Origin of the sequence: Rubrivirga litoralis (assembly GCF_031846415.1) — a bacterium.
GTDB lineage: Bacteria > Bacteroidota > Rhodothermia > Rhodothermales > Rubricoccaceae > Rubrivirga > Rubrivirga litoralis.
The window spans coordinates 23,657-45,884 of record NZ_JAVRHT010000027.1 but is presented as its reverse complement, the minus strand read 5'-3'; the positions used below and the strand labels follow the sequence as shown (position 1 = coordinate 45,884).

21 protein-coding genes are annotated in these 22,228 nt (G+C 77.0%); 5 read left to right on the top strand and 16 right to left on the bottom strand.

What is annotated here, in order from left to right; genetic code table 11:
* Positions 1-30: 30 nt before the first annotated feature.
* The 3 genes from RM540_RS11725 to RM540_RS11715 form a co-directional block, all read right to left on the bottom strand.
* Complete coding sequence (locus RM540_RS11725; protein ID WP_311664280.1) at positions 31-1,197, bottom strand: saccharopine dehydrogenase family protein; 1,167 nt, start codon at positions 1,195-1,197, stop codon at positions 31-33.
* A gap of 534 nt (positions 1,198-1,731) precedes the next feature.
* Positions 1,732-3,381 carry an ABC transporter permease gene (locus tag RM540_RS11720; RefSeq protein WP_311664278.1) on the bottom strand — a complete coding sequence of 550 codons (1,650 nt, stop codon included), beginning with the start codon at positions 3,379-3,381 and terminating at the stop codon, positions 1,732-1,734.
* A 190-nt stretch (positions 3,382-3,571) separates the two neighbouring features.
* The gene (locus RM540_RS11715) at positions 3,572-4,123 is read right to left on the bottom strand and encodes an LOG family protein (RefSeq protein WP_349256325.1); all 552 of its coding nucleotides are present in this window, start codon (positions 4,121-4,123) and stop codon (positions 3,572-3,574) included.
* Positions 4,124-4,167: 44 nt separating this feature from the next.
* On the opposite strand from RM540_RS11715, the gene RM540_RS11710 reads away from it, so the two are divergent.
* A complete protein-coding gene (locus RM540_RS11710) occupies positions 4,168-4,317 on the top strand; it encodes a hypothetical protein (protein ID WP_311664274.1) in 150 nt (49 codons plus the stop codon).
* A gap of 205 nt (positions 4,318-4,522) precedes the next feature.
* On the opposite strand, the gene RM540_RS11705 is transcribed toward RM540_RS11710, so the two are convergent.
* The gene (locus tag RM540_RS11705; protein ID WP_311664272.1) at positions 4,523-6,319 is read right to left on the bottom strand and encodes a TonB-dependent receptor plug domain-containing protein; all 1,797 of its coding nucleotides are present in this window, start codon (positions 6,317-6,319) and stop codon (positions 4,523-4,525) included.
* A gap of 316 nt (positions 6,320-6,635) precedes the next feature.
* Between RM540_RS11705 and RM540_RS11700 the strand changes: the two genes are divergently transcribed.
* From RM540_RS11700 to RM540_RS11690, 3 genes are read left to right on the top strand one after another with little or no spacing between them, the layout of a single operon-like run.
* Complete coding sequence (locus RM540_RS11700; RefSeq protein ID WP_311664270.1) at positions 6,636-7,949, top strand: amidohydrolase family protein; 1,314 nt, start codon at positions 6,636-6,638, stop codon at positions 7,947-7,949.
* Positions 7,950-7,990: 41 nt separating this feature from the next.
* Positions 7,991-9,187 (top strand): sensor histidine kinase, encoded by a 1,197-nt coding sequence (locus tag RM540_RS11695; RefSeq protein ID WP_311664268.1) that lies wholly within the window; start codon positions 7,991-7,993, stop codon positions 9,185-9,187.
* The gene (locus RM540_RS11690) at positions 9,184-9,984 is read left to right on the top strand and encodes a LytR/AlgR family response regulator transcription factor (protein WP_311664266.1); all 801 of its coding nucleotides are present in this window, start codon (positions 9,184-9,186) and stop codon (positions 9,982-9,984) included. Before RM540_RS11695 ends, RM540_RS11690 begins: the two co-directional genes overlap by 4 nt.
* 123 nt (positions 9,985-10,107) lie before the next feature.
* Here the strand turns inward: RM540_RS11690 and RM540_RS11685 are convergent, their stop codons facing one another.
* The 7 genes from RM540_RS11685 to RM540_RS11655 all read right to left on the bottom strand — a co-directional run bounded on the left by RM540_RS11685 (position 10,108) and on the right by RM540_RS11655 (position 16,350).
* Positions 10,108-10,539 carry a hypothetical protein gene (locus RM540_RS11685; protein WP_311664265.1) on the bottom strand — a complete coding sequence of 144 codons (432 nt, stop codon included), beginning with the start codon at positions 10,537-10,539 and terminating at the stop codon, positions 10,108-10,110.
* A 120-nt stretch (positions 10,540-10,659) separates the two neighbouring features.
* The gene (recR, locus tag RM540_RS11680; protein WP_311664264.1) at positions 10,660-11,346 is read right to left on the bottom strand and encodes a recombination mediator RecR; all 687 of its coding nucleotides are present in this window, start codon (positions 11,344-11,346) and stop codon (positions 10,660-10,662) included.
* 162 nt (positions 11,347-11,508) lie between these two features.
* Complete coding sequence (locus RM540_RS11675; protein WP_311664263.1) at positions 11,509-11,838, bottom strand: YbaB/EbfC family nucleoid-associated protein; 330 nt, start codon at positions 11,836-11,838, stop codon at positions 11,509-11,511.
* Positions 11,839-11,950: 112 nt separating this feature from the next.
* Entirely contained in the window at positions 11,951-14,155 is a 2,205-nt protein-coding gene (gene dnaX / locus RM540_RS11670) for a DNA polymerase III subunit gamma/tau (protein WP_311664262.1), read from the bottom strand.
* 242 nt (positions 14,156-14,397) lie between these two features.
* Positions 14,398-14,901, bottom strand: a complete 504-nt coding sequence (locus tag RM540_RS11665) for an RDD family protein (protein WP_311664261.1) — start codon at positions 14,899-14,901, stop codon at positions 14,398-14,400.
* A gap of 232 nt (positions 14,902-15,133) precedes the next feature.
* Positions 15,134-15,670: a J domain-containing protein gene (locus RM540_RS11660; RefSeq protein WP_311664260.1), complete on the bottom strand. Its 537-nt coding sequence runs from the start codon at positions 15,668-15,670 to the stop codon at positions 15,134-15,136.
* Complete coding sequence (locus RM540_RS11655; protein WP_311664259.1) at positions 15,667-16,350, bottom strand: thymidine kinase; 684 nt, start codon at positions 16,348-16,350, stop codon at positions 15,667-15,669. The genes RM540_RS11660 and RM540_RS11655 overlap by 4 nt, the downstream gene beginning before the upstream one ends.
* 128 nt (positions 16,351-16,478) lie before the next feature.
* Here RM540_RS11655 and RM540_RS11650 point away from each other — a divergent pair, with 128 nt between their 5' ends.
* Positions 16,479-16,847, top strand: a complete 369-nt coding sequence (locus RM540_RS11650; RefSeq protein ID WP_311664258.1) for a hypothetical protein — start codon at positions 16,479-16,481, stop codon at positions 16,845-16,847.
* Here the strand turns inward: RM540_RS11650 and RM540_RS11645 are convergent.
* From RM540_RS11645 to RM540_RS11625, 5 genes are all read right to left on the bottom strand, one after another.
* Positions 16,844-17,539: an SH3 domain-containing protein gene (locus tag RM540_RS11645; protein WP_311664257.1), complete on the bottom strand. Its 696-nt coding sequence runs from the start codon at positions 17,537-17,539 to the stop codon at positions 16,844-16,846. The genes RM540_RS11650 and RM540_RS11645 overlap by 4 nt on opposite strands.
* An 87-nt stretch (positions 17,540-17,626) precedes the next feature.
* On the bottom strand, positions 17,627-19,501 hold the full coding sequence (locus RM540_RS11640; protein WP_311664256.1) for a BatD family protein: 1,875 nt from the start codon (positions 19,499-19,501) through the stop codon (positions 17,627-17,629).
* 3 nt (positions 19,502-19,504) lie between these two features.
* On the bottom strand, positions 19,505-20,131 hold the full coding sequence (locus RM540_RS11635) for a hypothetical protein (protein WP_311664255.1): 627 nt from the start codon (positions 20,129-20,131) through the stop codon (positions 19,505-19,507).
* Positions 20,128-20,835: a hypothetical protein gene (locus tag RM540_RS11630; RefSeq protein WP_311664254.1), complete on the bottom strand. Its 708-nt coding sequence runs from the start codon at positions 20,833-20,835 to the stop codon at positions 20,128-20,130. The genes RM540_RS11635 and RM540_RS11630 overlap by 4 nt, the downstream gene beginning before the upstream one ends.
* 80 nt (positions 20,836-20,915) lie before the next feature.
* On the bottom strand, positions 20,916-21,980 hold the full coding sequence (locus tag RM540_RS11625; RefSeq protein ID WP_311664253.1) for a VWA domain-containing protein: 1,065 nt from the start codon (positions 21,978-21,980) through the stop codon (positions 20,916-20,918).
* Between the last annotated feature and the right edge of the window lie 248 nt (positions 21,981-22,228).

The window sequence follows — 22,228 nt, the reverse complement described above, 5'->3', positions numbered from 1 at the left end:
CGGGCGGGGCGGGGACGACAGGCGGGGCGGCTAGGCCGGCTCCGCCACCGCGCGGGGCGCCCACTGCTCCTCGATCTGGAGCCCGCGCTGGACCAGCCCCTCGACGAAGGGCTCGGGCGGGAGCACCTGCTCGGCGGCCCCCGCCCCGCCCCCCGGCACCCCGCGCTGGGCCAGCAGGAGCGCGGCGACGGACGCGGGGAAGCCGGTGCACCGCTGCATGGCCGAGAGCCCAGCCTCCTCGCCGGGGCGGGCGACGAGCGAGTACGCCAGCGTTCCGGCCTCGCCGTCCGCACGGCGGCCGTCGACTTCGACGCGGAGGAGGACGGCGTCGCGGTAGGGGCCGCCCAGCCGCTGCCGGAGCCGGCGGACCAGCACGTCGCGGTAGGTCAGGTGCGTGCGGACGTCGAGCGACGTCTTGTCGGCGAGGCCGAGGTCGAGCAAGAACCGCATGCGGTCGGCGTGGCCCGGGTAGCGGAGCATCTTGGCGTCGAGCCGGTCGAGCCGGCCTTCGAGCGCCGTCGCCAGCGAGCGCAGGCCGGCGCTCGTGTAGAACGCCTCCATCGTCCCGAACCCGCGGACCTCGACGGCCTCGACGCCGGTCAGCGGCGGGCGCGTCTCGAGCGCCCCGTCGCGGAGGACCGGGGCGGGGGCCGTGTAGTCGTCGAGGAGCTTCTCGGCCGAGTGCGCCAGGCGGTGCCCGTAGGGCTCGCCCCGCTCCTCGGGCACGCCGCCGACGCGGATGCGTGCGGCCGTCGCCTCGGCGAGCGCCTCGATCCCACACATGACGAGGACGCCGACGAGCCCGGGCGCCAGCCCGCACCCCATGACCACCCACCGCTGGCGCTGCTCGGCCTCGGCGGCGAGTGCGGCCTCGGCGTCGCAGAGGGCGTCGGGATCGGCGAGGTCGACGAAGTGGGCGCCGAGCGCGAGCGACAGCCGCGCCAGGCGCGCGCTGTGCTCCGGCCCGACGCACGAGACGACGACGGCGCTCCCGGCCAGGATGGGCTCGAGCGTCTGCGTGTCGCGGGCGTCGGCCTCGTAGGTCCGCACCTTGGGGTGGGCGCGCTCGGTGCGGAACGCGCGGAGCGTGATGGGGCGGGCCTCGCAGACCTGGACGCGCGTGACGGCGTCGGTGCGGGCGAGGTCGTAGGCCACGGCCGACCCGATGGCCCCGGCCCCCAGAACGGTGATCTTCATGACGGTCGTGAGCGGTTCGGGAAGGTACGGGCGGGGCGGGCCGGCTCGTGCGCGGGCGCCGTGTGGATCTTGCGGGCAGCGGCAGGACGCCACCCCGCCCGCACCGCGTGAGGGCGGGGCGGATTCGTAGGGGCACCACGCGTGGTGTCCGCATTGGCCCGGCGGCACGCCGCGGGCGGGGCGGGGCCTGACCGGGCCGTTCCGCTTGCCCCGGACACGACAAGTCGTGTCCCTACGGGTGCCCGTTGTTGGGCGGGGCGGCAGCGGGCGGGGCGGCGCCATGCTGGACCGCCCCGCCCGTAGCGACAACCACCCCTAGCCCCTCCTGGCTGCGCCGACGCTGCGCGGTGTCCAGGAGGGGAACTGCCGCCGCTCCTGGCCGGCGTTGGTGTCCACTTCCACCGCCCCGCTCGGGCCGGAGCGGGCGGGGCGGAACAAATTCAGCGCCACCCCGCCCACTTTCCACTTTCCACTTTCCACTTTCCACTTTCCACTTTCCACTTTCCACTTTCCACTTTCCACTTTCCACTTTCCTCACCCCACGCGGCCCGCCCCGCCCAGCGCGCGGCTGAGGACGACGGCCGCGCCCACGAGCACCATGAGGAGCACGCTGTAGGCCGCCGCCTGACCGAACTCGTAGACCCGGAGCTGCGAGAACACCTCGACGGCGATGGGGCGGTTGGCGTAGACGTAGAGCATGATCGAGGCCACGAACTCGCCCAGCGCGGTCACGAACGTGAGGAGGGCGCCCGCGATCACACCCGGCCCGATCGCCGGGAGGACCACGCGGCGGAACGTCGTCCAGGGGCCGGCGCCGAGGTCGGCCGACGCCTCGCCCAGCCGGTCGTCGAACCCTTCGAGCGCCGCCTGCGCCGAGCGGACCACGAGCGGGATGTGGCGGACGAAATAGGCCAGCGGGAGCAGCCAGACCGTCCCCACGAGGACCGCCCCGCCCGCGAGCGCCGTCGGCTCGTCGAAGGCGACGACGAGGCCGAGCGCGATGACGGTGCCGGGGATGGCGAACGGGAGGAGCGAGAGCGCGCGGAGCACGCCCCGCCCCGGCACGCGGCCCTTGACGACCACGAGCGCCGTCGCCACGCCGAACACGACGTTGGCGGCCGTCGCCAGGCCGGCCATCCAGAGCGAGTTCACGATCGGCGCGAACACGTCCGCCTCGGTCGCGAGCGCGGCGTAGTTGGCGAGCGTGAACGTGTCCGGGAGCACCTGCGTCGTCCACGTCCCCTCGGCCACGAACGAGAGCAGGACGACCGTCGCGACGGGCAGGAGCACGACGACCAGGAAGAGCCCGACGAGGGCGCCCGCGAGCGCCCGCGCCCACGGGCTGCGGAGCGGGGCGGGGCGGCGCCCGACGCCCTTGGCCGCCCCGCCCACGGCCTTCCCCCCGCGCTCGGCGCCGACGAGGAACAGGAGGCAGATGGCCGTCAGCACGACGGACACGGCGGCCGCCCGGTCGAGCGCCCCGTTCGTCTTGTACTGGTAGATCTGGGTCGTCAGGAACGGCTCGCCCTCGGCGAACAGGAGCGGGGCGGTAAAGGACGCCATCGACAGCATGAACACGAGGAGCGCCGCGCCCACGAGGGCGGGGCGGAGCAGCGGGAGCACGACGCGGCGGAACGTCGTCCACGGCCCGGCGCCCAGGTCCGCGCTCGCGTCCAGCAGCGACCCGTCGAGGTCGGCCAGCGCGGCGCCGACGAACAGGTAGAAGTAGACGTAGAAGACGTAGACGTGGACGGCGAGCACGGCGCCCACGCCGCCGAACGCAAACGGCACGGCGTCGAGCCCGAACGCCGCCTGGAGCCCGCGCGGGAGCATCCCCGACTCGCCGTAGAGGAACAGGAACGCGAGCACGCCGACGAGCGGCGGGAGCGCGAGCGGGAGCGCCGCGACGGCGCCCAGCGTCCGCCGGAGCGGGAGGTCGTAGCGCCAGAGCGCCCACGCGAGGGCGGTCCCCACGGCCGCCCCGCCCGCGACGGTCCCCAGCGACACGGCGACCGAGTTGACGAGCCCGCGCGCGCCGGCCGCGCGCGGGCGCCCGAACAGGTCGGCCAGGAGCGCGCCGTCCAGGCCGAGCCGGAACGTGGCCAGGTTCGGCCACACGACGTAGCCCAGGAGCACCACGGCGACGACGGCAGCGAGCGCCCAGGCGGCGCGGCGGCTCAGCACGGGCAGGACCAGCTCTGCGAGCCGGCAGGAACAGGGGAACGGGGCGCGGGGGGCGCCCACCCCGCCCGCCGAAGCGGGGTGGAGAAGGCGGCCGCTCCACGGCGGGCACTCGCAGGGACACGGCTCGCCGTGTCCGCACGCGGGGCGGGGCGGGGCGGCGTCACGAGCGGACCCAACGGGCGAGGCAGCGTCACGGGCGGGGCGGGGCGGAGCGCAGCCGGTCGAGGAGCGCCGCCGGCTCGGCCTCGACGACGAGCGCGGCGCGGTGCTCGGCGCCCACGAACCCCTCGCCGACGGCGTGGTCCACGAACGCGACGAGCGGGGCGTAGTAGCCCTCGACGTCGAGGAGCCCGCACGGCTTGTCGTGGAGCCCGAGCTGCGCCCACGTCAGCATCTCGGCGATCTCCTCGAGCGTGCCCAGCCCGCCCGGGAGCGCGACGAAGGCGTCGGCGAGGTCGGCCATCGTCGCCTTCCGCTCGTGCATCGAGGCGACAACGTGGAGCGCGGTCAGCCCGTCGTGGCCCACCTCGCGCTCGGCGAGTGCATGCGGGATCACGCCGACGGCCTCCCCGCCCGCCGCGAGCACGGCGTCGGCGACGACGCCCATGAGCCCGACGCGGCCGCCGCCGGTCACGAGCCCGATGCCGGCCTCGGCGAGGAGCGTCCCCAGAGACCGGGCGGCCTCGGCGTAGGCGAGGCGGGCGCCGGGGCGGGAGCCGCAGTAGACGCAGACACGACGGATGGGGGACGGGCGCACGGGGAAAGCTACCGCAGCGGGCAGCGGAGATGCGCCACCCCGCCCACACCACGGGCGGGGCGGCCGTCGTAGCGGCGTTGCATGCAACGCCGTCGGGCCGCGGCGTCCGGGCGGGGCGGCCCGACGGCTGGGGCGGTGCTGTTCAGGACCGCCCCGCCCGCATCGTCCACCACCCCTAGCCCCTCTTGGCTGCGCCGACGCTGCGCGGTGGCCAGGAGGGGGACTGCCGCTGCCCTGGCTAAGCCTCGGCGTCGTCTCGACCGCTCCGCCGTGCCTGGGCGGGGCGGAACAAATTCAGCGCCACCCCGCCCGCACGCTCCATTTCCCATTTCCCATTTCCCATTTCCCATTTCCCATTTCCCATTTCCCATTTCCCATTTCCCCTCACCCCACCCACCGGAGGCCTGCGCGCACCTCGCGGCCGGGGGCGGGGAGGCCTGCCTGCGGGAAGACGGCGGCGTCGCCCGCGTTGTCGACGCGCACGAAGGCGCCGAGCAGGCCGCGCCCGACGGCCCACCGATAGCCGACGCGGCCGCCTAGGACCACGGACGCGGGCAGGTCCGCCATCCCGCCCGGGGCGAGCGAGACGGCCGGGCCGGTGGCGAGGAACTCGGCGGCGGCCGTCCACCCGCGGGCGGGGAGGACGGTCAGGGCGAGGCGGCCGAGCGCGGCCGGCCGCTCGGGGAGGCGGAGGCCGTCGGCGTCGTCGGTCCAGCCGCGGAGGTGGAGGACGGTGCCGCTCGCGTCGAGCCGGGCCGCCCCGCCCAGGCGGAGCGCGGCCTCGGCCTCAACGCCGACGGCGCGGCTGCCGCCCAGGTTGACGCGGCGGCGGCGGCCGTCGGGCAGCCGCTCCTGCTCGATGGTCCCGGCCGTGCGGCGGACGAAGACGGCGGCGCGGCCCGAGACGCGGCGGCCCTCGGCGCGGGCGCCGACCTCGCCTTGCCACGTCGCCTCGGGGCGGAGGTCGGGGTTGAGGGCGAACCGGCCGAGCGCCTCGCCGAACAGCTCGCGGAGCGTCGGGAACCGCCCCGCCCGCGACACGCCGGCCCACACGCGCGCTAGGCCGACCGGCGCCTCGGCGCGCACCACGAGCGCGACGGATCGGAACCCGCCGCTCGACGTCCGCCCGGCGGTTTTGAGCGGGTCGAACCCGTCGAGGGCGGCGCCGGCCAGGAGCGCGACCGGCCCCATTTCGCCCTCGGCCTCGACGCCCAGGCGCCACCCCGCTTCGCGGAAGCGCTCGGGCTCGGCGTTCGGGCCGCCCTCGTCGTGCGTCGAGACGTGGCCGTGGGCGACGAGGCGGACCGTCCCCGCCCCGCCCACCGCGTGGGCCACGAGGCGGCCGCCGGCCGTGCGGTCCCTGCTCTCCTCCCCGCCCTCGCGCGCGTCGTAATCCGCGCCCGCGAACTGGTCGATCGTCTGGCGGGCGCCGCTCGCCCAGGCCGTCGCGTCCAATCCGACGACGCGGGCGGGGATGCGTCCGCGCACGACGAGCGCCGCCTGCTGCCACGAGGGGATCCGCCAAAAGCGGACGCGCTCGGCGGCCGGGTCGAGGTGGCCCTCGGGCGCGACGCCCTGCGCGGCCGTGACGGCGAGGGCCGTGACCGCGAGCGTCGGCCGGTGCGGGCCGGCGGGCTCCCAGACGACGCGGCCCAGCGCGCTCGCCGCGCGGCGGTCGGTGTTCGTGCGGAGCGCGCCCGCGTCCTGGCTAAACGGGAGCCGTGCGGCGAGCGCGTCGCCCGCGGACGCCGAGGCGTCGGCCGACCCCGTGAGGCTCCACGGCCCGCGCCGCCGGAGCGCGGTCGCGGCGAGGCGGCCCCGGGCGGGGAGGCCGCCGGACGCCTCGGCCTCCGTCAGCGCGCCGTCCGACGGCAGCGCGCGCGGCACGAGGTCGAGCGCGCCGCCGGCCGCGTTCGGTCCCCACGCGAGCGACGCCGGCCCGCGCACCACGTCGAGGCTCCCGACGACGCCGGCCGGGACGAGGGCCAGGTTGAGGCGGCGGTCCCACGGCACCGTCAGCGGGGCGCCGTCGAGGAGCACGGCCGTCTGGCGCTCGCCGGCGCCGCGGAGGTAGAGGAGCGTCTCGCCGCGCGAGTTCGTCGGCGCGACGGCCGAGGGGACCAGCCGCGCCACGTCGGCGAGCACGGCCGGGTCGCGCGCGAGCACGCCGGCGACGGGCACGCGCTCGACGCCGGCCCCGGCGGCGCTGGTCCCCCCGACGACGACCTCGCCGAGCGCCCGCGTCGTGTCGGGCGGGGCGGCCTCGGGCGGCCCGGTCTGGGCGGAGGCCGCGCCCGCGACGAGCGCGGCGGCGAGCAGGAGGGCGGGGCGGCGGATGAGTCCGGGGGCGGGGCGGGAAAGCTATCGAGAGGGCGGCGCGGCATCGGGGCTCTCCGGGCGGCCCTGCGGCTTGTCGGCCGAGCGTGCGGCCCGTCGATGCGGGCTGGAGGCCGGGCACGACGCCGGCTACCCTACGACCTCCCCGCCCCACCGCCCCGTGCGCCTCCTCCCCGCCCTCGTCCTCCTCGCGGCCACGTCCGCCCTCGCTCAGTCGCCGCGCCCGAACCCGGCCGCCCCGCCCACGGCGTACGTCGGCGGCCAGTGGTGGGACGGCGAGCGGTTCGAGCCGCGTGATACAGTCTGGGCCGAGGGCGGGGTGTTCGCGGACCGCCCCGCCCGCGCCGAGCGCGTCGTGGACCTGGCGGGGCGGTTCGTCGTGCCGCCGTTCGGAGACGCGCACACGCACATGCTCAGCGACGCCTACCAAGGGCCGGGCCAAGCCGAGCGGTTTGTCGAAGACGGCGTGTTCTACGCGCTCGTCCTGACCGACCGGCACTCGTGGGCGGCGCAGGTGATGGACCAGTTCGACGGCCCGGGCTCGGTCGACGTGGCGTACTCGCACGGCGGGTTCACGTCGCCGCGGTCGCACCCGGTCCAGGTCTACGAGTGGCAGGCGCTCCGCTACGTCGGCCGCGACCTGACCGACGCGATGAAGCGGGAGATCCACGAGAGCCGGCTCGCCGAGGACGACGCCTACTTCGAGGTGCCGACCCTGGCCGACCTCGATGCGAAGTGGGCGGCGTTCCTCTCCCACGAGCCCGACGTGGTCAAGGTGTACCTCATGGATGTCGCGGGCGAGGCCGAGGCCCGGAGCGGGATGACGGGGCTGGCGAGCGGCCGCGGCCTCACGCCTGAGGTGCTCCGCGAGGTCGTCCGCCGGGCGCATGACGCCGGCCTCCGCGTGTTCGCCCACGTCGGGACCGCCGCCGACGTGGTGCTCGCCGTCGAGAGCGGGGTGGACGGGTTCGCCCACCTCCCGGGCCGCCGCGAGGGCGACGACGAGATCGAGCGGTCGCTCCTCAGCGACGCCGTGATCGAGGCGTCTGGCGAGCGGGGCCTCGTCTACGTCCCGACCTCCGTCTGGTCCGACGTGTACAACGCCGACCGCCCCGCCCGCAGGGTGTTCGCCCGCGACCTCCACCGGCGGACGCTGCGGCGCCTCCACGACGCCGGCGCCCGTGTCGCCATCGGCACGGACCAGTGGAACCGAACGGCCGCCGCCGAGGCCGCCTTCTTCGCGTCGAACGAGTTCTTCGATCTCCCCACCGTCCTCGACCTGTGGACGCGCGTGACGCCGGAGGTCGTCTTCCCCGGCCGCGCCATCGGCCGCCTCGCGCCGGGCCACGAAGCGAGCCTGCTCGCCCTCGCCTGCGACCCGACCGCCGACTGGTCGTGCACGGCGCAGATCGCGCACCGCGAAAAGCAAGGGCAGCCCCTGGGCGGGACGGACGCCGCCGCCGCCCGACGCTGACGCCGGGGCGGGGTGGCCCGCCCCGCCCGCTACCTTCGGCCATGCCCGCTCAGCCGCCCCGCCCGCCCCGCCCCCGCCTCACGTGGCGCGGCGTTGGAGGTGCGGCGGCGGCCTACGCCGTGCTCGCGCTCGGGTACTCGGCGACCATCGAGCAGTGGGCGATTCAGGAAGGGGGACTCGACCTGTTCGTCACCGAGACGCTCGGCCTCCTCCCGCGCTCGCTGTTCGACTACGGGCTGAAAGGGCTCCTCACGCTCCCCGTGTGGTGGGTCGCCGTCCGCCGGCTCGATGGACGGCCGCGGCTCCAGGTAGCGGCCCACGTCGTGCTCGGGCCGCTGTGGGTGTGGGCGTGGTATGTCGCCTACCGCGCGCTCGCGCCCGTCGCTGGCTACACGGTCCTCGGAGACTGGGGGAAGGCATGGGACGTGTTTATCCCGGCGCTCGTCTACGTCGCCCAGTTCGGGACGCTCCACGCCATCCACTTCGTCTCCGAGGTCCAGTGGCGGGCGAGGGCCGAGGCCGAGGCCGCGGCGCGTCACGCCGAGTTGGAGCGGGCCGCCCGCGACGCCCAGCTCTCCGCGCTCCGGGCGCAGATGGACCCGCACTTCCTGTTCAACACGCTGAACTCGGTCGCCGCCTCGGTCCCGCCCGAGCAGGGCGCGACGCGCGACTTGGTGGCCCGGCTGGCCGGGCTCGTCCGCTACACGCTGGCCGCCGCGCGGCGCGAGCGCGTGCTGCTCCGCGAGGAGCTCGACTTCGTCCGCGACTACCTCGCGCTGGAGGGGGAGCGGATGGGCGGCCGCCTCCGCGTCCAGATCGACGCCGACGACGACGCGCTCGACGTGCCGGTGCCGCCCATGCTCGTGCAGCCGCTCGTCGAGAACGCCGTCCGCCACGGGCTCGCGCCGACCGTCGAGGGCGGCCTGCTCCGCGTCGAAGCCCGGCGCGTGGGCGGGGCGGTCCACGTCCTCGTCCGCGACGACGGGGCCGGGCCGGGCGTGCCCGTCGCCGACCTGCTCCACCCCGCCCCGGTGGCCCACGGCGGCACCCCGCCCCGGGCGGCGGGCGGGGCGGTCCCAGGCGGCGTCGGCCTCGCCAACACGGACGCCCGGCTGCGCGCCCTCTTCGGGACCGGCCTCACGCTCGCTGTGCCCGGGGGCGACGGGCAGGCGCGCGGCCTGGAGGCCCGGTTTACGGTCCCCGCCGACGGCCGCCCCGCCCCGCCCGCCCAGCCATGACGCGCGCGATGATCGCCGACGACGAGGCGCCGGCGCGGAAGATGGTCCGCGAGGCGCTCGCCGCGCTCGACGCGCCGGTCGCGGTCGTCGGCGAGTGCGCGAACGGGCCGGAGACGGTCGCGGCCCTCGCCGACGCCGAGGCGGGCGGGGCGGCCGTCGGGCTCCTGTTCCTCGACGTCCAGATGCCCGGGCTGACCGGGTTCGAGGTGCTCGACGAGGCCGAGCGCCGCGGCCTTCAGCTCCCGCGCGTCGTCTTCTCGACGGCCTACGACCAGCACGCCGTGCGCGCCTTCGAGGTGGCGGCCGTCGACTACCTGCTCAAGCCGTTCACGCGCGCCCGCTTTGCCGAGGCCGTCGGCCGCGCGCTCGCCCAGGCAGATGGGGGCGGGGCGGCCGCGGCCGCTCGCCACGCCGCCCCGCCCTACGCCGAGCGGCTGCTCGTCGAGGACGGCGGCGTGTTCGTCCCCGTCGCCACGGCCGACCTGGTCTGGGCCGAGGCCGCCGGCGACTACACCAAGCTCCACACGCGGGCCGACTCCGCCCAGACGGACCCGGCCCGGACGGTCCCGAATCGGGCGGGGCGGACGTACCTGGCCTCGCAGGGCATCGGCGCGCTCGCCGAGCGGCTCGACCCGGCCCGGTTCGCGCGCGTCCACCGCTCGGCCGTCGTGGCGCTCGACGCGCTCCGCGCCCTAGAGCGCGACAACTCGGGCGGCTTCGTCGCGCGCCTCGACGGCGGGGCGGTCGTCCGCGTGAGCCGGACCTACGCCGACACGATCCGCCGGATGATGGCCTGACCACCCCGCCCCCGGCGCCCCCTCCGGGTGGGTACGAGGTACCCGGTACGAGGTACGGCCCTGCGTGGGCTCTACGAGCCGCGTACCCTGTACCTCGCACCTTGTACCCTCCTTTGGGTCGCTCTAGGCCACCACGCGCCGCTCGGCGGGCGGGGCGGGGCGGCGGTCCGGCAGCGGCTCGGCGCGCGGCACGAGCAGCGGCATCAGGTGCGCCCGGTACCCCCACAGCAGGACCCCGTGGAGCACGGCGACGAGGTAGGCGGCCACCCCGCCCGCCGGGTCGAACCGGACGTGGTAGAGCAGGATGCCTACGGTGATCGGGACGAGCACCACGAGCGCGAGCGGGACGAACCGCCCCGCCAGCAACAGCACGCCGACGACCACCTCGAACGCCTTCACGACCGGGAGCACGCCGCCCGAGACCAGCGCGCCCAGGAACGCGCCGCCGTCGTCGGGCGGGGGCGGCTGGGGGATGACGTCCAGGAACCCGTTGAGGCCGAGCACGAGCAGCAGGACCCCGAGCAGGTAACGGGCGGCGGTGACGACCTTGACCATGGGACAGGCCCCGGGCGGGGCGTCGGCGATGGCTGTTCAAACAACCAACGCGCCGCCGGTTCCCCCGCCCCGCCCGAACCCGCGGATGGACAGCGGGTTGCGCACGGGCGGAGCACCCGCCTACAACCCCGACCGCCCTTCGAGCGCGCGGCTGAGCGTGGCCTCGTCGGCGAACTCGAGGTCGCCGCCGATGGGGAGGCCGCGCGCGATCCGCGAGACGGTCACGCCGAAGGGCGCCAGCATCTGGCCGACGTAGTACGCCGTCGTATCACCCTCCACGTTCGGGTTCATGGCCAGGATCACCTCGCGGACCGCCCCGCCCTCGTCGCCGGTCTCGAAGGACCCGTCGGGCTCGGCGACCGCGCCCGGCTCGGCCGTCGCGCCCCCGGGCGGGGCGGTCGCGGCGCCGGCGACGCGGGCCACGAGCTCGGACACGTGGAGGTCGTCCGGGCCGATCCCGTCGAGCGGCGAGATCACGCCGCCGAGCACGTGGTAGAGGCCGCGGAACTCGCCCGTCCGCTCCAGCGCGAGCACGTCGGACGGCTCCTCGACCACGCAGATCACGGACCGGTCCCGCTTGGCCGACTGGCACACGGGGCACGGGTCGACGTCGGTCACGTTGAAGCAGACCGAGCACGTCTTGACGCGGTCCTTGGCCGCCACGAGCGCCTTGGCGAGCTCGACGACCTCGTCGCGAGGCATCTTCAGGATGAAGGCCGCGAGCCGCTGGGCCGTCTTCCGGCCGATCGTAGGGAGCTTCGAGAGCTGCTCGACGAGCGCGTCGACGGTCTCGGACGTCAGGTGCATCTGGGGGGCGGTCAGTCGGGTCGGTCAGTACGGGCGCCGCCCCGCCCTCGAATTGGGCGGGGTGGAACGGGGTAAGGTCGCGCGGGCGGGCGCCAGCGGCGTGTCACCCGCCCCGCCCGACGGCTGCGCGGGCGGGGCGGACGCGGCCAGGCCCCGCCCTCCCTACATCCCCGGCAGACCCATGCCGCCCAGGTCCAGGCCCGGCGGGAGCATCGACGAGGCCGCCTCCTGCATCTTGCGTGCCTTGATGCCCTCGGCCTCCTCGATGGCCTTGTTCACGCCGGCCACGACGAGGTCCTCCAGGAGCTCGAGGTCGTCGGGGTCGACGGCGTCGGGCTCGATCTTGATCGAGACGACCCGGCCCGCGCCGTCGGCCGTCACCTTGACCATGCCGCCGCCGGCCTCGGCCGTCACGCGCTCCTCGGAAAGCTTCGACTGTGTCTCAGCCACGCGCTTCTGCATGTCGGCCATCTTGCCGAACAGGTCGGCCATGTTGGGGCCTCCAGGGGTTCCGTCCATCGGAGTAGGGGTACTGGGTACGAAGTACGGGGTACGAATAGAATGGCGTGGGGCGGGTACCCCGTACCCTGTACCCCGTACCGACTCACTGCCAGACGATCTCGGCGCCGAACCGCTCGAAGAGCGCGCGGACGACCGGGTGCTCCTGGCGCATCTGCTTGAGCGCGTCGAACGGGTCGGCCGGCGCCCCGGTTTCGAGGGCTTCGGCCGGGGCGACCACGTAGCGGACGGGCGGCGCCTCCCCGCCCAGCACGCCCATGAGCACGTCGGCGAGCACCGCTGCGTGCTCGTCGGCCACGCGGCACGCGAAGTCGTCGTCGAGCCCGACCTCGACGGCCCCGCGCCGCACGCGGAGCGCCCGCCCACCCTGGACGATGGCGCCGACGCGGACGCCGACCTCGGCGCGGACCGCCTCGACAAAGCGCGGCCACGCGTCCTGCACCTGCCCGAGCGCCGGGCCGATGGGCTCGGCCGGCGCCGCCCCGCCCGTCGCCGAGGGCGCGTCGGGGACGGCGAGCGTGGCCGCCCCGCCCGTCTGCCCGTCGCCGCCGGACGGCCGGCGGAGGGCGGGGCGGCCAAACAGGGCGCCGCCGGGCCGGGCCGGCGCCGGGCGGGGCGCGGCCGCGGGCGGTCCGCCCGCAGGCGGGGGCGCCGGCGCGGGGCGGGGCGGCCGGGGCACGCCGCCGTCGTCGCCACCCCGCCCCCCCATGGGGTCGTCGCGGTCGGTGTGCGGCGGGGGCTGCTCCTGCTGGGGCGGGGCGGCCGGCGGACGCGGCGGAGCGCTCGGGGCCGGCTCGGCGCTCGCGGGCGGCTCCGGGACCGCCCCGCCCGCGCTCGGCGGCGCGGCGGCCGGCGGACGAGCGGCGTACCCGGCCGGCGGCTCCGACGTCTGCGCCGCGGGCGAGGCGGCAGGCTCCGAGGCGGGCGGAGCCGCAGGCGCTGAGGGCGGGGCGGCAGAAGGCGCAGGAACTGAGGGCGGGGCGGCCGAGGACGCAGGCGCGCCGGCCGACGGCGCGGCAGCCGAGGCCGCAGGCGCCGAGGGCGGGGCGGTCGAAGCCGCGGGAGCCGCTGGGGGCGGGGCGGCCGGAGCCGAGGCCGGGGCAGCGAGGGCGCCGTCGCGGGCCGCCGCCTCCAGCCCGTCGAGCCGGTCGATCAGGCGGCCGAGGTCGAGGGCCGACTCCAGGCTCGCCATCTTGAGCAGCGCCAGCTCCAACGTCAGGCGCGGCTGGCGGCTCTCGCGGAGGTCGCTCGCCGCCCCGTCGGAGAGGAGGAGGAGGTGCAGGAGGTCCGCCTCGGCGTAGGGGCCGGCGGCGCGGAGGTAGCGGTCGCGCGTGGCCTCGGTCCCCTCGATGAGCGCGCCTGAGCCCGTCGCCCGCGCCACGAGCAGGTTGCGGACGTGGTCGGCCAGGCCCAGCACGAACTCGTTCAGGTCGTGGCCGCTCTGGACCACGTGCTCGACGAGGTCGAGGAGGCCGGCGCGGTCGCCGGCGCGCGCGCGGTCGGTCGCCGCGAAGTAGAGGTCGGCGTCGACCACGCCGAGCGCCTCGCGGAGCGGGCCGATCTCGACCGTGTCGCCGCAGAGCGAGAGGGCTTGGTCGAAGAGCGAGAGCGCGTCGCGGAGCGCGCCGTCGCCCTTGCGCGCGAGGAGGACGAGGCTCTCGTCGTCGGCCCGGACGCCCTCGGCCTCGCAGATGGCCCGGAGGCGGCCGACGATCTCGGGCACCGCGATCCGCCGGAAGTCGAACCGCTGGGTCCGGGACAGGATCGTGGGGAGCACCTTGTGCGGCTCCGTCGTCGCGAAGATGAAGAGGGCGTACGGCGGCGGCTCCTCGAGCGTCTTGAGGAGCGCGTTGAACGCGCTCGCCGAGAGCATGTGGACCTCGTCGAGGATGTACACCTTCTTGTCGGCCCCCTGCGGCGGCACGCGGACGGTGTCGCGGAGCTCGCGGATGTCCTCGACGCGGTTGTTCGAGGCCGCGTCGATCTCGATGACGTTGAGCGAGCGGCCGGCCTCGAAGGCGAGGCACGAGTCGCACGTCCGGCACGGCTCGGCGTCGGGCCGCTGGTCGAGCGGCGTCTGGCAGTTGACGGCCTTGGCGAGGATGCGCGCGGCCGTCGTCTTGCCCACGCCGCGCGGGCCGCTAAAGAGGTAGGCGTGGGCGAGGCGGCCCGACGTGATCGCGTTGCGGAGCGTCTGGGCGACGTGCTCCTGGGCGACGAGGTCGCCGAACGTCTGCGGGCGGTACTTCCGCGCCGTGACGAGGTAGCGCGGGGCAGGGGTGTCGGCCATCGAGAGGGTGTCCGGGGGCGGGGCGGCGGGGCTCCAACGGTACCGCCGGCCCCGGTCAACATAGCGTCAGGCCCCGGCGCGGGCGGGGCGTGTGGACAAGTCGGGCGGGGCGGAGAGCGAGGGGCGGGGACGGGCAGCGCGACTCCAAACTCGACCGCCCCGCCCCGCCCGTGGCAGCGACGCGGGGGCGGGGCGGCGGCGCCCTCTGCCTTCTTTCAGTTCCTGCTGCCTGTCCCCCCCCCTTACGCTCGCGCCTCGACCACGCGCGTCTGCGCGATCCGGTCGCCCAGCCGCCGGCCGACCGGGTCGATGGCGACGAGCACGGCCTCGATCACGACCACGGCGACGGCCGCCCACAGGAGGAACCCGCCGAACGGGATGCCGCGGAACCCGCCGGCGAGGTAGATCAGCGCCCACACGGCGAGCGCGCCGCCGACTGTCGCGTTCCGCCGCGCCGAGACCTCCCACGTCAGGGCCGCCCCGCCCACACAGTACGGGCGGAGGCCGAGCCACCGCTTGCCCAGCGAGCGCGGCCCCCACTCGGCGTACGGGAGCCCGTCGCGGAGGAGGAGGTAAGCGGCGCCGAGCAGGAGGCCGACCCCGAACATCCGCCCCTTGAACGCCCCCGGCGTCAGCGCGGCGGGCACGAGCGCGAGCGTGAGCGCGAGGGCGCCGTCGAGGAACGCCGCCGCAAACCGGCGGACGCGGACGGGGCGGGCGGCAGAGACGGGGGCGGCGGTGGCCATAGGCGTGGGGGGCGGCCCGGACGATAGCGCCCCGCCCCGCCCGCGTCCAAGAAACGTCGGGGGATCGGGAAGCGAAGACGCGCCGCCCCGCCCACGGCACGGGCGGGGCGGCCGTCGTAGCGGCGTTGCATGCAACGCCGTCGGACCGCAGCGTCCGGGCGGGGCGGCCGCCGTAGGGGCGACCGGCGGTCGCCCGTGGCCGTGGGCACGGCGGGCGCGGTGGCGCGGGCCGCTACGCCCTCTCCCCGATCTCGCGCTTGAAAAACGAATACGCCTCGTTGATCGCCTTCGTCTCCTCCTCGGCCAGCCGCTGGAGCTTGGCGCCCAGGCCGGCCACGCGGTCGGGGTGGTACGCCGTGACGAGGCGGCGGTAGTGGAGGCGGAGGCGATCGGCGGTGACGGGGCCGCTCCCCAGTTCGAGCGTCCGCCGGTGGCGGGCCTCGGGGGCGTCGGGGGGCGGGGCGGGTGGACGGTCGGCCGGGGAGCCGGCGGGCTCAGCGTCGGGACTCCGAACGCGCGGACCGCGCGCCCGCTCGCGGCGTCGGCGCTCGCGGGCGATCCGCTCGCGCATGGCCTCGGCCCGGTCCTCGCGCGACGTGTAGAACGCGCTGCGCCCGCGGCCGCCCCGCCCCGCCCGCTCGGCCTGCGCGCGGGCCTCGTGCGCCGAGACCGCCCCGCCCGTCCGCCGGAGGTCGGCGACCCAGCCGAGGACGACGGCCGCCAGCAGCGCCACGACCACGAACGACGTGCCGATCGTGACGAGGCTCATGGGCGCGCGGGGACGGCGCCCGACGCGGGCGGGGCGGGCTCGGCCGGAGCGGGCTCGGGCGGGGCGGCGGGCTCGGTGCCGGCCGCGACGGGGACCGCCTCCACGGCCCGCGGCCGGAAGCACCGCCGGCACCGCGGCTCGTACGCCTCGGCCTCGCCGACGAGCACGCGCGCGCCCTCGGCCACGATCCGCTGCGAGTGGTTGGCCGGCGCCCCGCACCGGACGCACACGGCGTGCAGCTTCGTCACGTGCTCGGCCACGGCCATGAGTTGGGGGACCGGCTCGAACGGGCGCCCGAGGTAGTCCTGGTCCAGACCGGCGATCACGACGCGCTTGCCGTCGCGGGCCAGCCGCTCGACGACGTCGACGAGCTCGGGGCCGAAAAACTGGGCCTCGTCGATGCCCACGACGTCGGCGTCGCCGACGAGGAGCAGGATCTGGTCGGCCGCGTGGATGACGACGGCGGGGAGCGCCGTGGCGTCGTGGCTGACGACGGCCTCGGCGTCGTAGCGCGTGTCGAGGGCCGGCTTGAACAAGGCCACGTTCTGCCGCGCGATCCGCGCCCGCTTCAGGCGGCGGATCAGCTCCTCGGTCTTGCCCGAGAACATGCTCCCGCAGACGACCTCGACCCACCCGCGACGGCGGCCGCTCTCGTCGCGCGTGTAGACGTGGGGCTCCATGGGGGGAAAGTAGCGCGGGGGGAGCAGGATGAACGACCGGGGCGGGGCGGTCGTGCGGAGTGCGCTGCGTGCCGATGTAACATTGTGACACTTCCTTCGTCTCGCGCTTTCCCCGCTCCACCCCGCCCATGACCATCCGCATCTCCCAGGACGTCTACGACGCCATCGCCGCGCGCGGCGCGTTTGGCGAAACGCCCGACGACGTCCTCCGCCGCGCCCTCGACCTCCCACCCCGCCCCGTCCAGCGCACGCGGCGCGGGACCGTCCGCCTCACAGACCTCGACGACGTGCCGGTCGGCGTCGCCATGGTCGTTGGGAAAAAGTCGCCCCGGCTCGTCGTCAAGCTGGCCCGCGCGCCCGTCGCCATGTGGCCGCTCGCCGGACTCGACGCCGACGGCCTGGCCGGCGTCCGCGAGCAGGCGGTCGCGTTCGCCCGCGGCCACCGCGCCGGCGGCGACGTCGAGGCCCAGATCGACGCCGCGCTCGCCCGCCGCTAGAGCGCCGCCACCGCCCCGCCCCGGACCCAGCCCTCGGCGCCGCCGGCCGAGACGCGGCGCCACCCCGCCCGCTCCTCCCCCACGCCCACGCGCTCGCCGGCGCGGACGCGCGCCACGGGCGGGGCGGTCGGCGACGGCGCCTCGCGGACGTCGGCCGCGTCCGCGAGCACGATACCGTCCGCCTGGGCCGCCTGCCACAGCGACGTGCCGGCGGCGGCCACGGCGAACGCGGCCACGACGCTAACGACGAGGGCGGGGCGGCGCCGGCCGAGGAGCCTCAGCGCGAGCGCCCCGAACGCGAGCGCCAGCGCGAGGGCCACGAGCCCGACCGGGCGCACCACACCCACGAGCCCGCGCCACGCGCGCTCGGCCGCCGTGGGCGGGGCGGCGCCGGCCGCCTCGCGGGCGTCGGCCAGCGCCCGCGCCACGTCGCCGTCGAGCGGGGCGAGGCGGGCGGCCCGCTCCAGGTGCAGCCGCGCGCGGCCCACGTCGCCCCGCTCGTGCGCGACGGCGCCCAGGTTGGCCTCGGCGGCGGCCGACGCCCAGCCGGTGTCGAGGGCGCCCTCCCACGCGGCCACGGCGCCGGCCGTGTCGCCCTCGGCGACGAGCGTGGTCCCCACGTCAAACAGCCGCTCGGCCTCGGCGCGCGGGGCGGGCTGGAGGAGCACGAGCAGGGCGAGGGCGACAGCCACGGGCGGGGCGGGGCGGGGTGGTTCGGGGTCGGGGAGGTTCAGGGTTGTGGAGTTCGGCCGTGCCGGTTCGGCGGCGTCCCCGCCGGCTCAGGACGTCGCCGCCCCGCCCCCGCGCCTTTGGAGCCGCTCCCCGAACCGTCTGAACCCCGAACGCTGAACGCGCCCGAGCGAGTCGAGGGCGCCGAGCGTCGCCTCGGCGTCGGCGCGGACGGCGGCGAGATTGGACGCGAGGCCGGGCGCAAACTGGCCGCGCGCGCACGCGGCGATAACGGCGTGGACGCGGTCGCGGAGCTCGGTCGGCGCGCCCGCCGCCTCCAACCGGGCGTCGAGCGCGGCGCGCTCGCGGACCGACGGCGGCACGCCCAGCCGGTCGGCCAGGAAGGCGCGGACGGCGCGCTCGACCTCGCGGAAGCCGTCCGCCCCGCCCGCCGTGCCCGCCAGCCGGCTCGACGCGGCGGCCGCGGCGCGGCGGCTCCGGCGATCCGGCGTGTCGGCCGCCAGCCGCTCGCGCCCGGCGCGGACGCCCAGGAGCGCGAGCGCGGCGAGGGCGGGGAGCGCGAGCCCGCCGCCGAGCACGGCCCACAGCCACGCCGTCGAGCCCGCCGGCCGCTGCCAGTCGGCGTCCGTGCGGAGGCGGCGCGCGCCGTCTGCGGCGACCGCCCCGCCCGCGACCGTGCCGCCGCGGACGGCGACCTCGACGGGGTCCGTGCGGAGCGTCTGGTAGGTGCCCGTCGCCGGGTCGAAGTAGGACCACGCCGCCGGCGGCACCTCGATGTCGCCGCCCTGCGGCACGAGCGTCCACGTGAACGACTTGACGCCGCGGAGCGGGGCGGCGCCGCGCATCGCCTCGCGGTCCTCCTCCGGCCCGTACACGTCCGCGTTCGGCGGCACGTCGAGCGCAGGGGCGCCGAGTGTGGCGAGGTTGCCGGTCCCCGAGATCGTGACCTGGACCTCGACCGGCTCGCCGGCCGCCACCGCGTGGCGGTCGGCCGAGGACCGCAGCGTAAACTGGCCGACGGCCCCGTCGAACGAGGGCGGCGCCCCGGGCGGCAGCTCGCGGACGGCGACCTGGGCGGCCGGCGCCGTTACCGTCTCCTCGGTGTAGCGCTGGCTGAACGGCGAGAAAAACGGGGCGAACGGGTCGTTCCCGATGCGGCGGTCGGTGCGCAGGAGGTCGACCGAGAACTCCATCGGCGACAGCTCGAGCGTGCCGGCGCGCGTGGGGAAGAGGGCCACGCGGCGGATCGTGACGGCCTCGTAGGTCCGCCCGCCGAGCGAGACCGTGCGCGGGTACGCCGAGGGCACGTCGAGCTCCTCGCGCCAGAACCCGGCGGCGTCCCACGTCCCGATGGGCGCCGTCTGGCGCGGCTGGACGTGCGGCTCGAAGTAGAGGACGTAGTCGACGACCACCTGCTGGCCCACGACGGCCGTCTCGCGGCTGGGCTCGGCGCGGACGAACAGCTCGGACCCCACGCCGGGCACCCCGCTCGGCGCGCGCGCGGGCGGGGCGCGGCCGTTGACCGTGACGGCCACGGGGTCGACCGTGAGCCTCCGCCCGCCGACCGTGACGCGGAGGCCGCCGACGCGGCCGGTCCCGGGCCGCGTGCCCTCGTAGAGCCACGCCACGCGCCGCTGCGTCTGCCCCCCCACCATCGTCGTGACGTCGAGCGTGGGCTGGTCCGAGACGAGCCGGAGCGCGCCCGTCGCGATCGGCGCGCGGACGTCGTCGCCCGCCCCGCCCTGGAGCGTGAGCGTGTACGTGAACGGCTCGCCCACGCGGACCGCCCGGTCCGACACGACCGCGCTCGCCGACTGCGCCGCGGCGCCGGCCGCCGCCAGCGCCCACAGGACGACGAGGGCGAGCCACACGCCGCCCCGCCCCGCCCGTGATAGGGGTCGGCGGCGCCAAGGCGTCCTGGCGAGCGGGGCGGGGCGGCAGAGCAGAACGGGCGGGGCGGGCATCGGCTACCAGTCCTTGTCCGTCCGCCGCGCGCGGGCCTCGGAGCGGCGGAGCTCGCGGAGCAGCAGGCGCTCGTCGCCGCCGACGGCGTCGAGGATGCGCTCGGCCTGCGCCCGGCTCATCTGGCCCTCGGGGACCGCCCCGTCGCCGGCCGGCGTCGGCCCGCCCTCGCCGACGCTCCGACCGGGGCTCTGCTGGCCCTCCTGGTCGTCCGGCTCCTCGCCCCCGCCGCCGGGCGGCGGGGTCTGCGTGTCGGTCTGGTCGCGCTCCGCCCCGCCCTCGTCGTCCTCCGGCGGTTGCTGCTGGCCCTCGCCGCCGCTCTGGCCTTCGTCGTCGCGCTGGCCCTCGGAGTCCTCGTTTTCGGCGTCCTGGTCCTGCTGGCCGCCGCGGCGCTGGTCCTGCTCCTCCTGCTCCTGCTCGATGAGGTCGCGGAGCTTCTGGAGCTTCTCGTCGCCGGGCGCCGCCTGGAGCCCGGCGCGGACGGCGGCCGACGCCGCGGCCACGTCGCCCTCGATAAACGCCTGCGCGCCCTCGTGGTACGTCTCGACCGGCGACGGGCCGCCCCGCCCGACCGACTGCGCGAGCGCGGCCGACGCCAGGAACAGGAGGAGCGCGAGGGCGGGGCGGGTCACGGCGCGGGGGGTTGGGCAGCGGGGCCGCCGGTCTCGATGCCGGCGACGCCGGCGAGGCGGCCGATAAAGTCGGCGTAGACGGCCACGGACGAGTCGCGGCGGAGGCCGTCTACCATGACGTCCAGGGCCGCCGGGTATTGCCGGGCGGCCACGAGCGAGTCGGCCTGCGCCTTGACCTGCTCGGCGAACGGCGTCGGGCGGGGCGGCTCGCGGTCGGCCAGGCGGCGGAGCGCGATCTCGACGTTCCGCCGGGCCGCCGGGTTCTCGGAGTCCAGGACGAGGGCGCGGCGGAGGTGGCCGAGGGCGAGGGCGGGGTCGTCGCCGGCGAGGGCGGCCGCGCCAGCGTCGAAGGCGTAGCGGGCGCGGAGGGCGGGGTCGTCGGCGCGGTCGATGGCCTCGGCAAAGGCGCTGTCGGCCTCGGCGGTCGCCTGGCGCTGCGCGCGGACGAGGCCGAGGCTGTGCCACAGCTGGGCCTGCACGCGGCGCGGCACGTCGCGCGCGGCGAGGCCCTCTGTGAACGCGGCCTCGGCGCCCTCGGGGTCGCCCGCGGCCTGGGCCTCGACGCCGCCCCGCCCCTCGGCCACGCCGGGCTGGAGCGCCGCCGTCACGTCGCCGCAGCCGGCGAGGACGGCCAGGGCCAGCGCCAGCGCCAGCCACCCCGCCCCGGCCGCGCGGGCGGGGCGGGAGGCCCCGCGTGCGGACACGGCAAGCCGTGTCCCTACGGGTGCCCGTGTGGGGGGCGGGGCGGTCGGCGTGTCCCCCCGGCGGTCGTCGCGCACGCCCGTCATGCCGTCGCCGCCTCGCGGCGGGGCGCGCTCACCCCGCCCGCGTCGTCGTCGGGCGGGGCGGGGCGGAGGGCCAGGAGCCGCTCGACGAGCAGGAGCAGGAGGCCCAGCGCGAGCGGCCACTGGAACCGCTCGGCCGAGGCCGCCACCTCGCTCTCGGTCAGGACCGCCCGGTCGAGCCCGTCGAGCAGCGCGTTGACTTCGGCGGCGGCCGCCCCGCCCTGCCCCACGCGGACCACGTCGCCGCGGCCGGCCAGGTCGCGGAGCGCGCCCGGCTCGTAGCGCGAGACGACCTCGGCGCCCGAGCGGTCGCGGTGGACGCCCACGACGCGGCCGCGCCGGACCTCGGGGACCGCCGCGCCCTCCTCGGTCCCCACGCCCAGCGCGAGGATCGTCACGCCGTCGTCGCGGAGGGCGTCGGCCGCCCCACCCAGGCCGCCCTCGTGGTCCTCGCCGTCGGAGACCACGAGGAGCGCGCGCGGGCGGGCGTCGGCGCCCTCGGCCGCCGCGTCGAACGCCCGGTCGGCCACGCGGAGCGCGCTCGCGAAGTCGGTGCCCTGGGCGCCCACCATCTCGGGGTCGGCGGCGTCGAGGAACAGGCGGAGCGCCCCGCGGTCGGTCGTCAGCGGGCACTGGAGGAAGGCCTCGCCGGCGAAGACCACGAGGCCCACGCGGTCGCCCTGGCGGTCGGCCACGACGCGCTCGACGGCGAGCTTGGCCCGGTCGAGGCGGCTCGGCGCCACGTCCTCGGCCCGCATCGACTCCGACACGTCGAGGGCCACGAGCAGGTCGAGGCTCTCCTGCCGCGCCTCGCGGACCGACGTGCCCGCGCGCGGCCCGGCGAGCGCGAGCCCGAGGCACGCGAGCGCGCCGGCCACGAGCCCCGCCCGCACGCGCCGCCGCCGGACGACGGGCGCGAGCCCGCTCTCCTCCCGCCCCGCCCGCGCGCCCAGGAACAGCCGCAGCGCCTCCGCCCGCCGCCGCGCCGCGTGCGCGAACGCGACGAGCGCGGCGCCGACGAGGACGGCGACGAGACCGAGGACGAGGGGGTCGCGGAAGCTCAACGGGGTGCGGGTGAAGGGTTACGAGTGACGGGTGATGGGCACATGCAAGTGCGGGCGGGGCGGTTAGCCGAGCGGCAACGGGGCGGGGCGGGGCGGTGATTTACTCGCCGCGTACTCGGGCGGGGCGGTGAAGGACGCACAGCGGGCGGGGTGGAGGGCCTTTGCTCATCACTCTTCACCCGTCGCTCGTTACTCGCTGGGGCGAGGCGAGGGGCCTTTGCCCGTCACTCTTCACCCGTCACCCATCA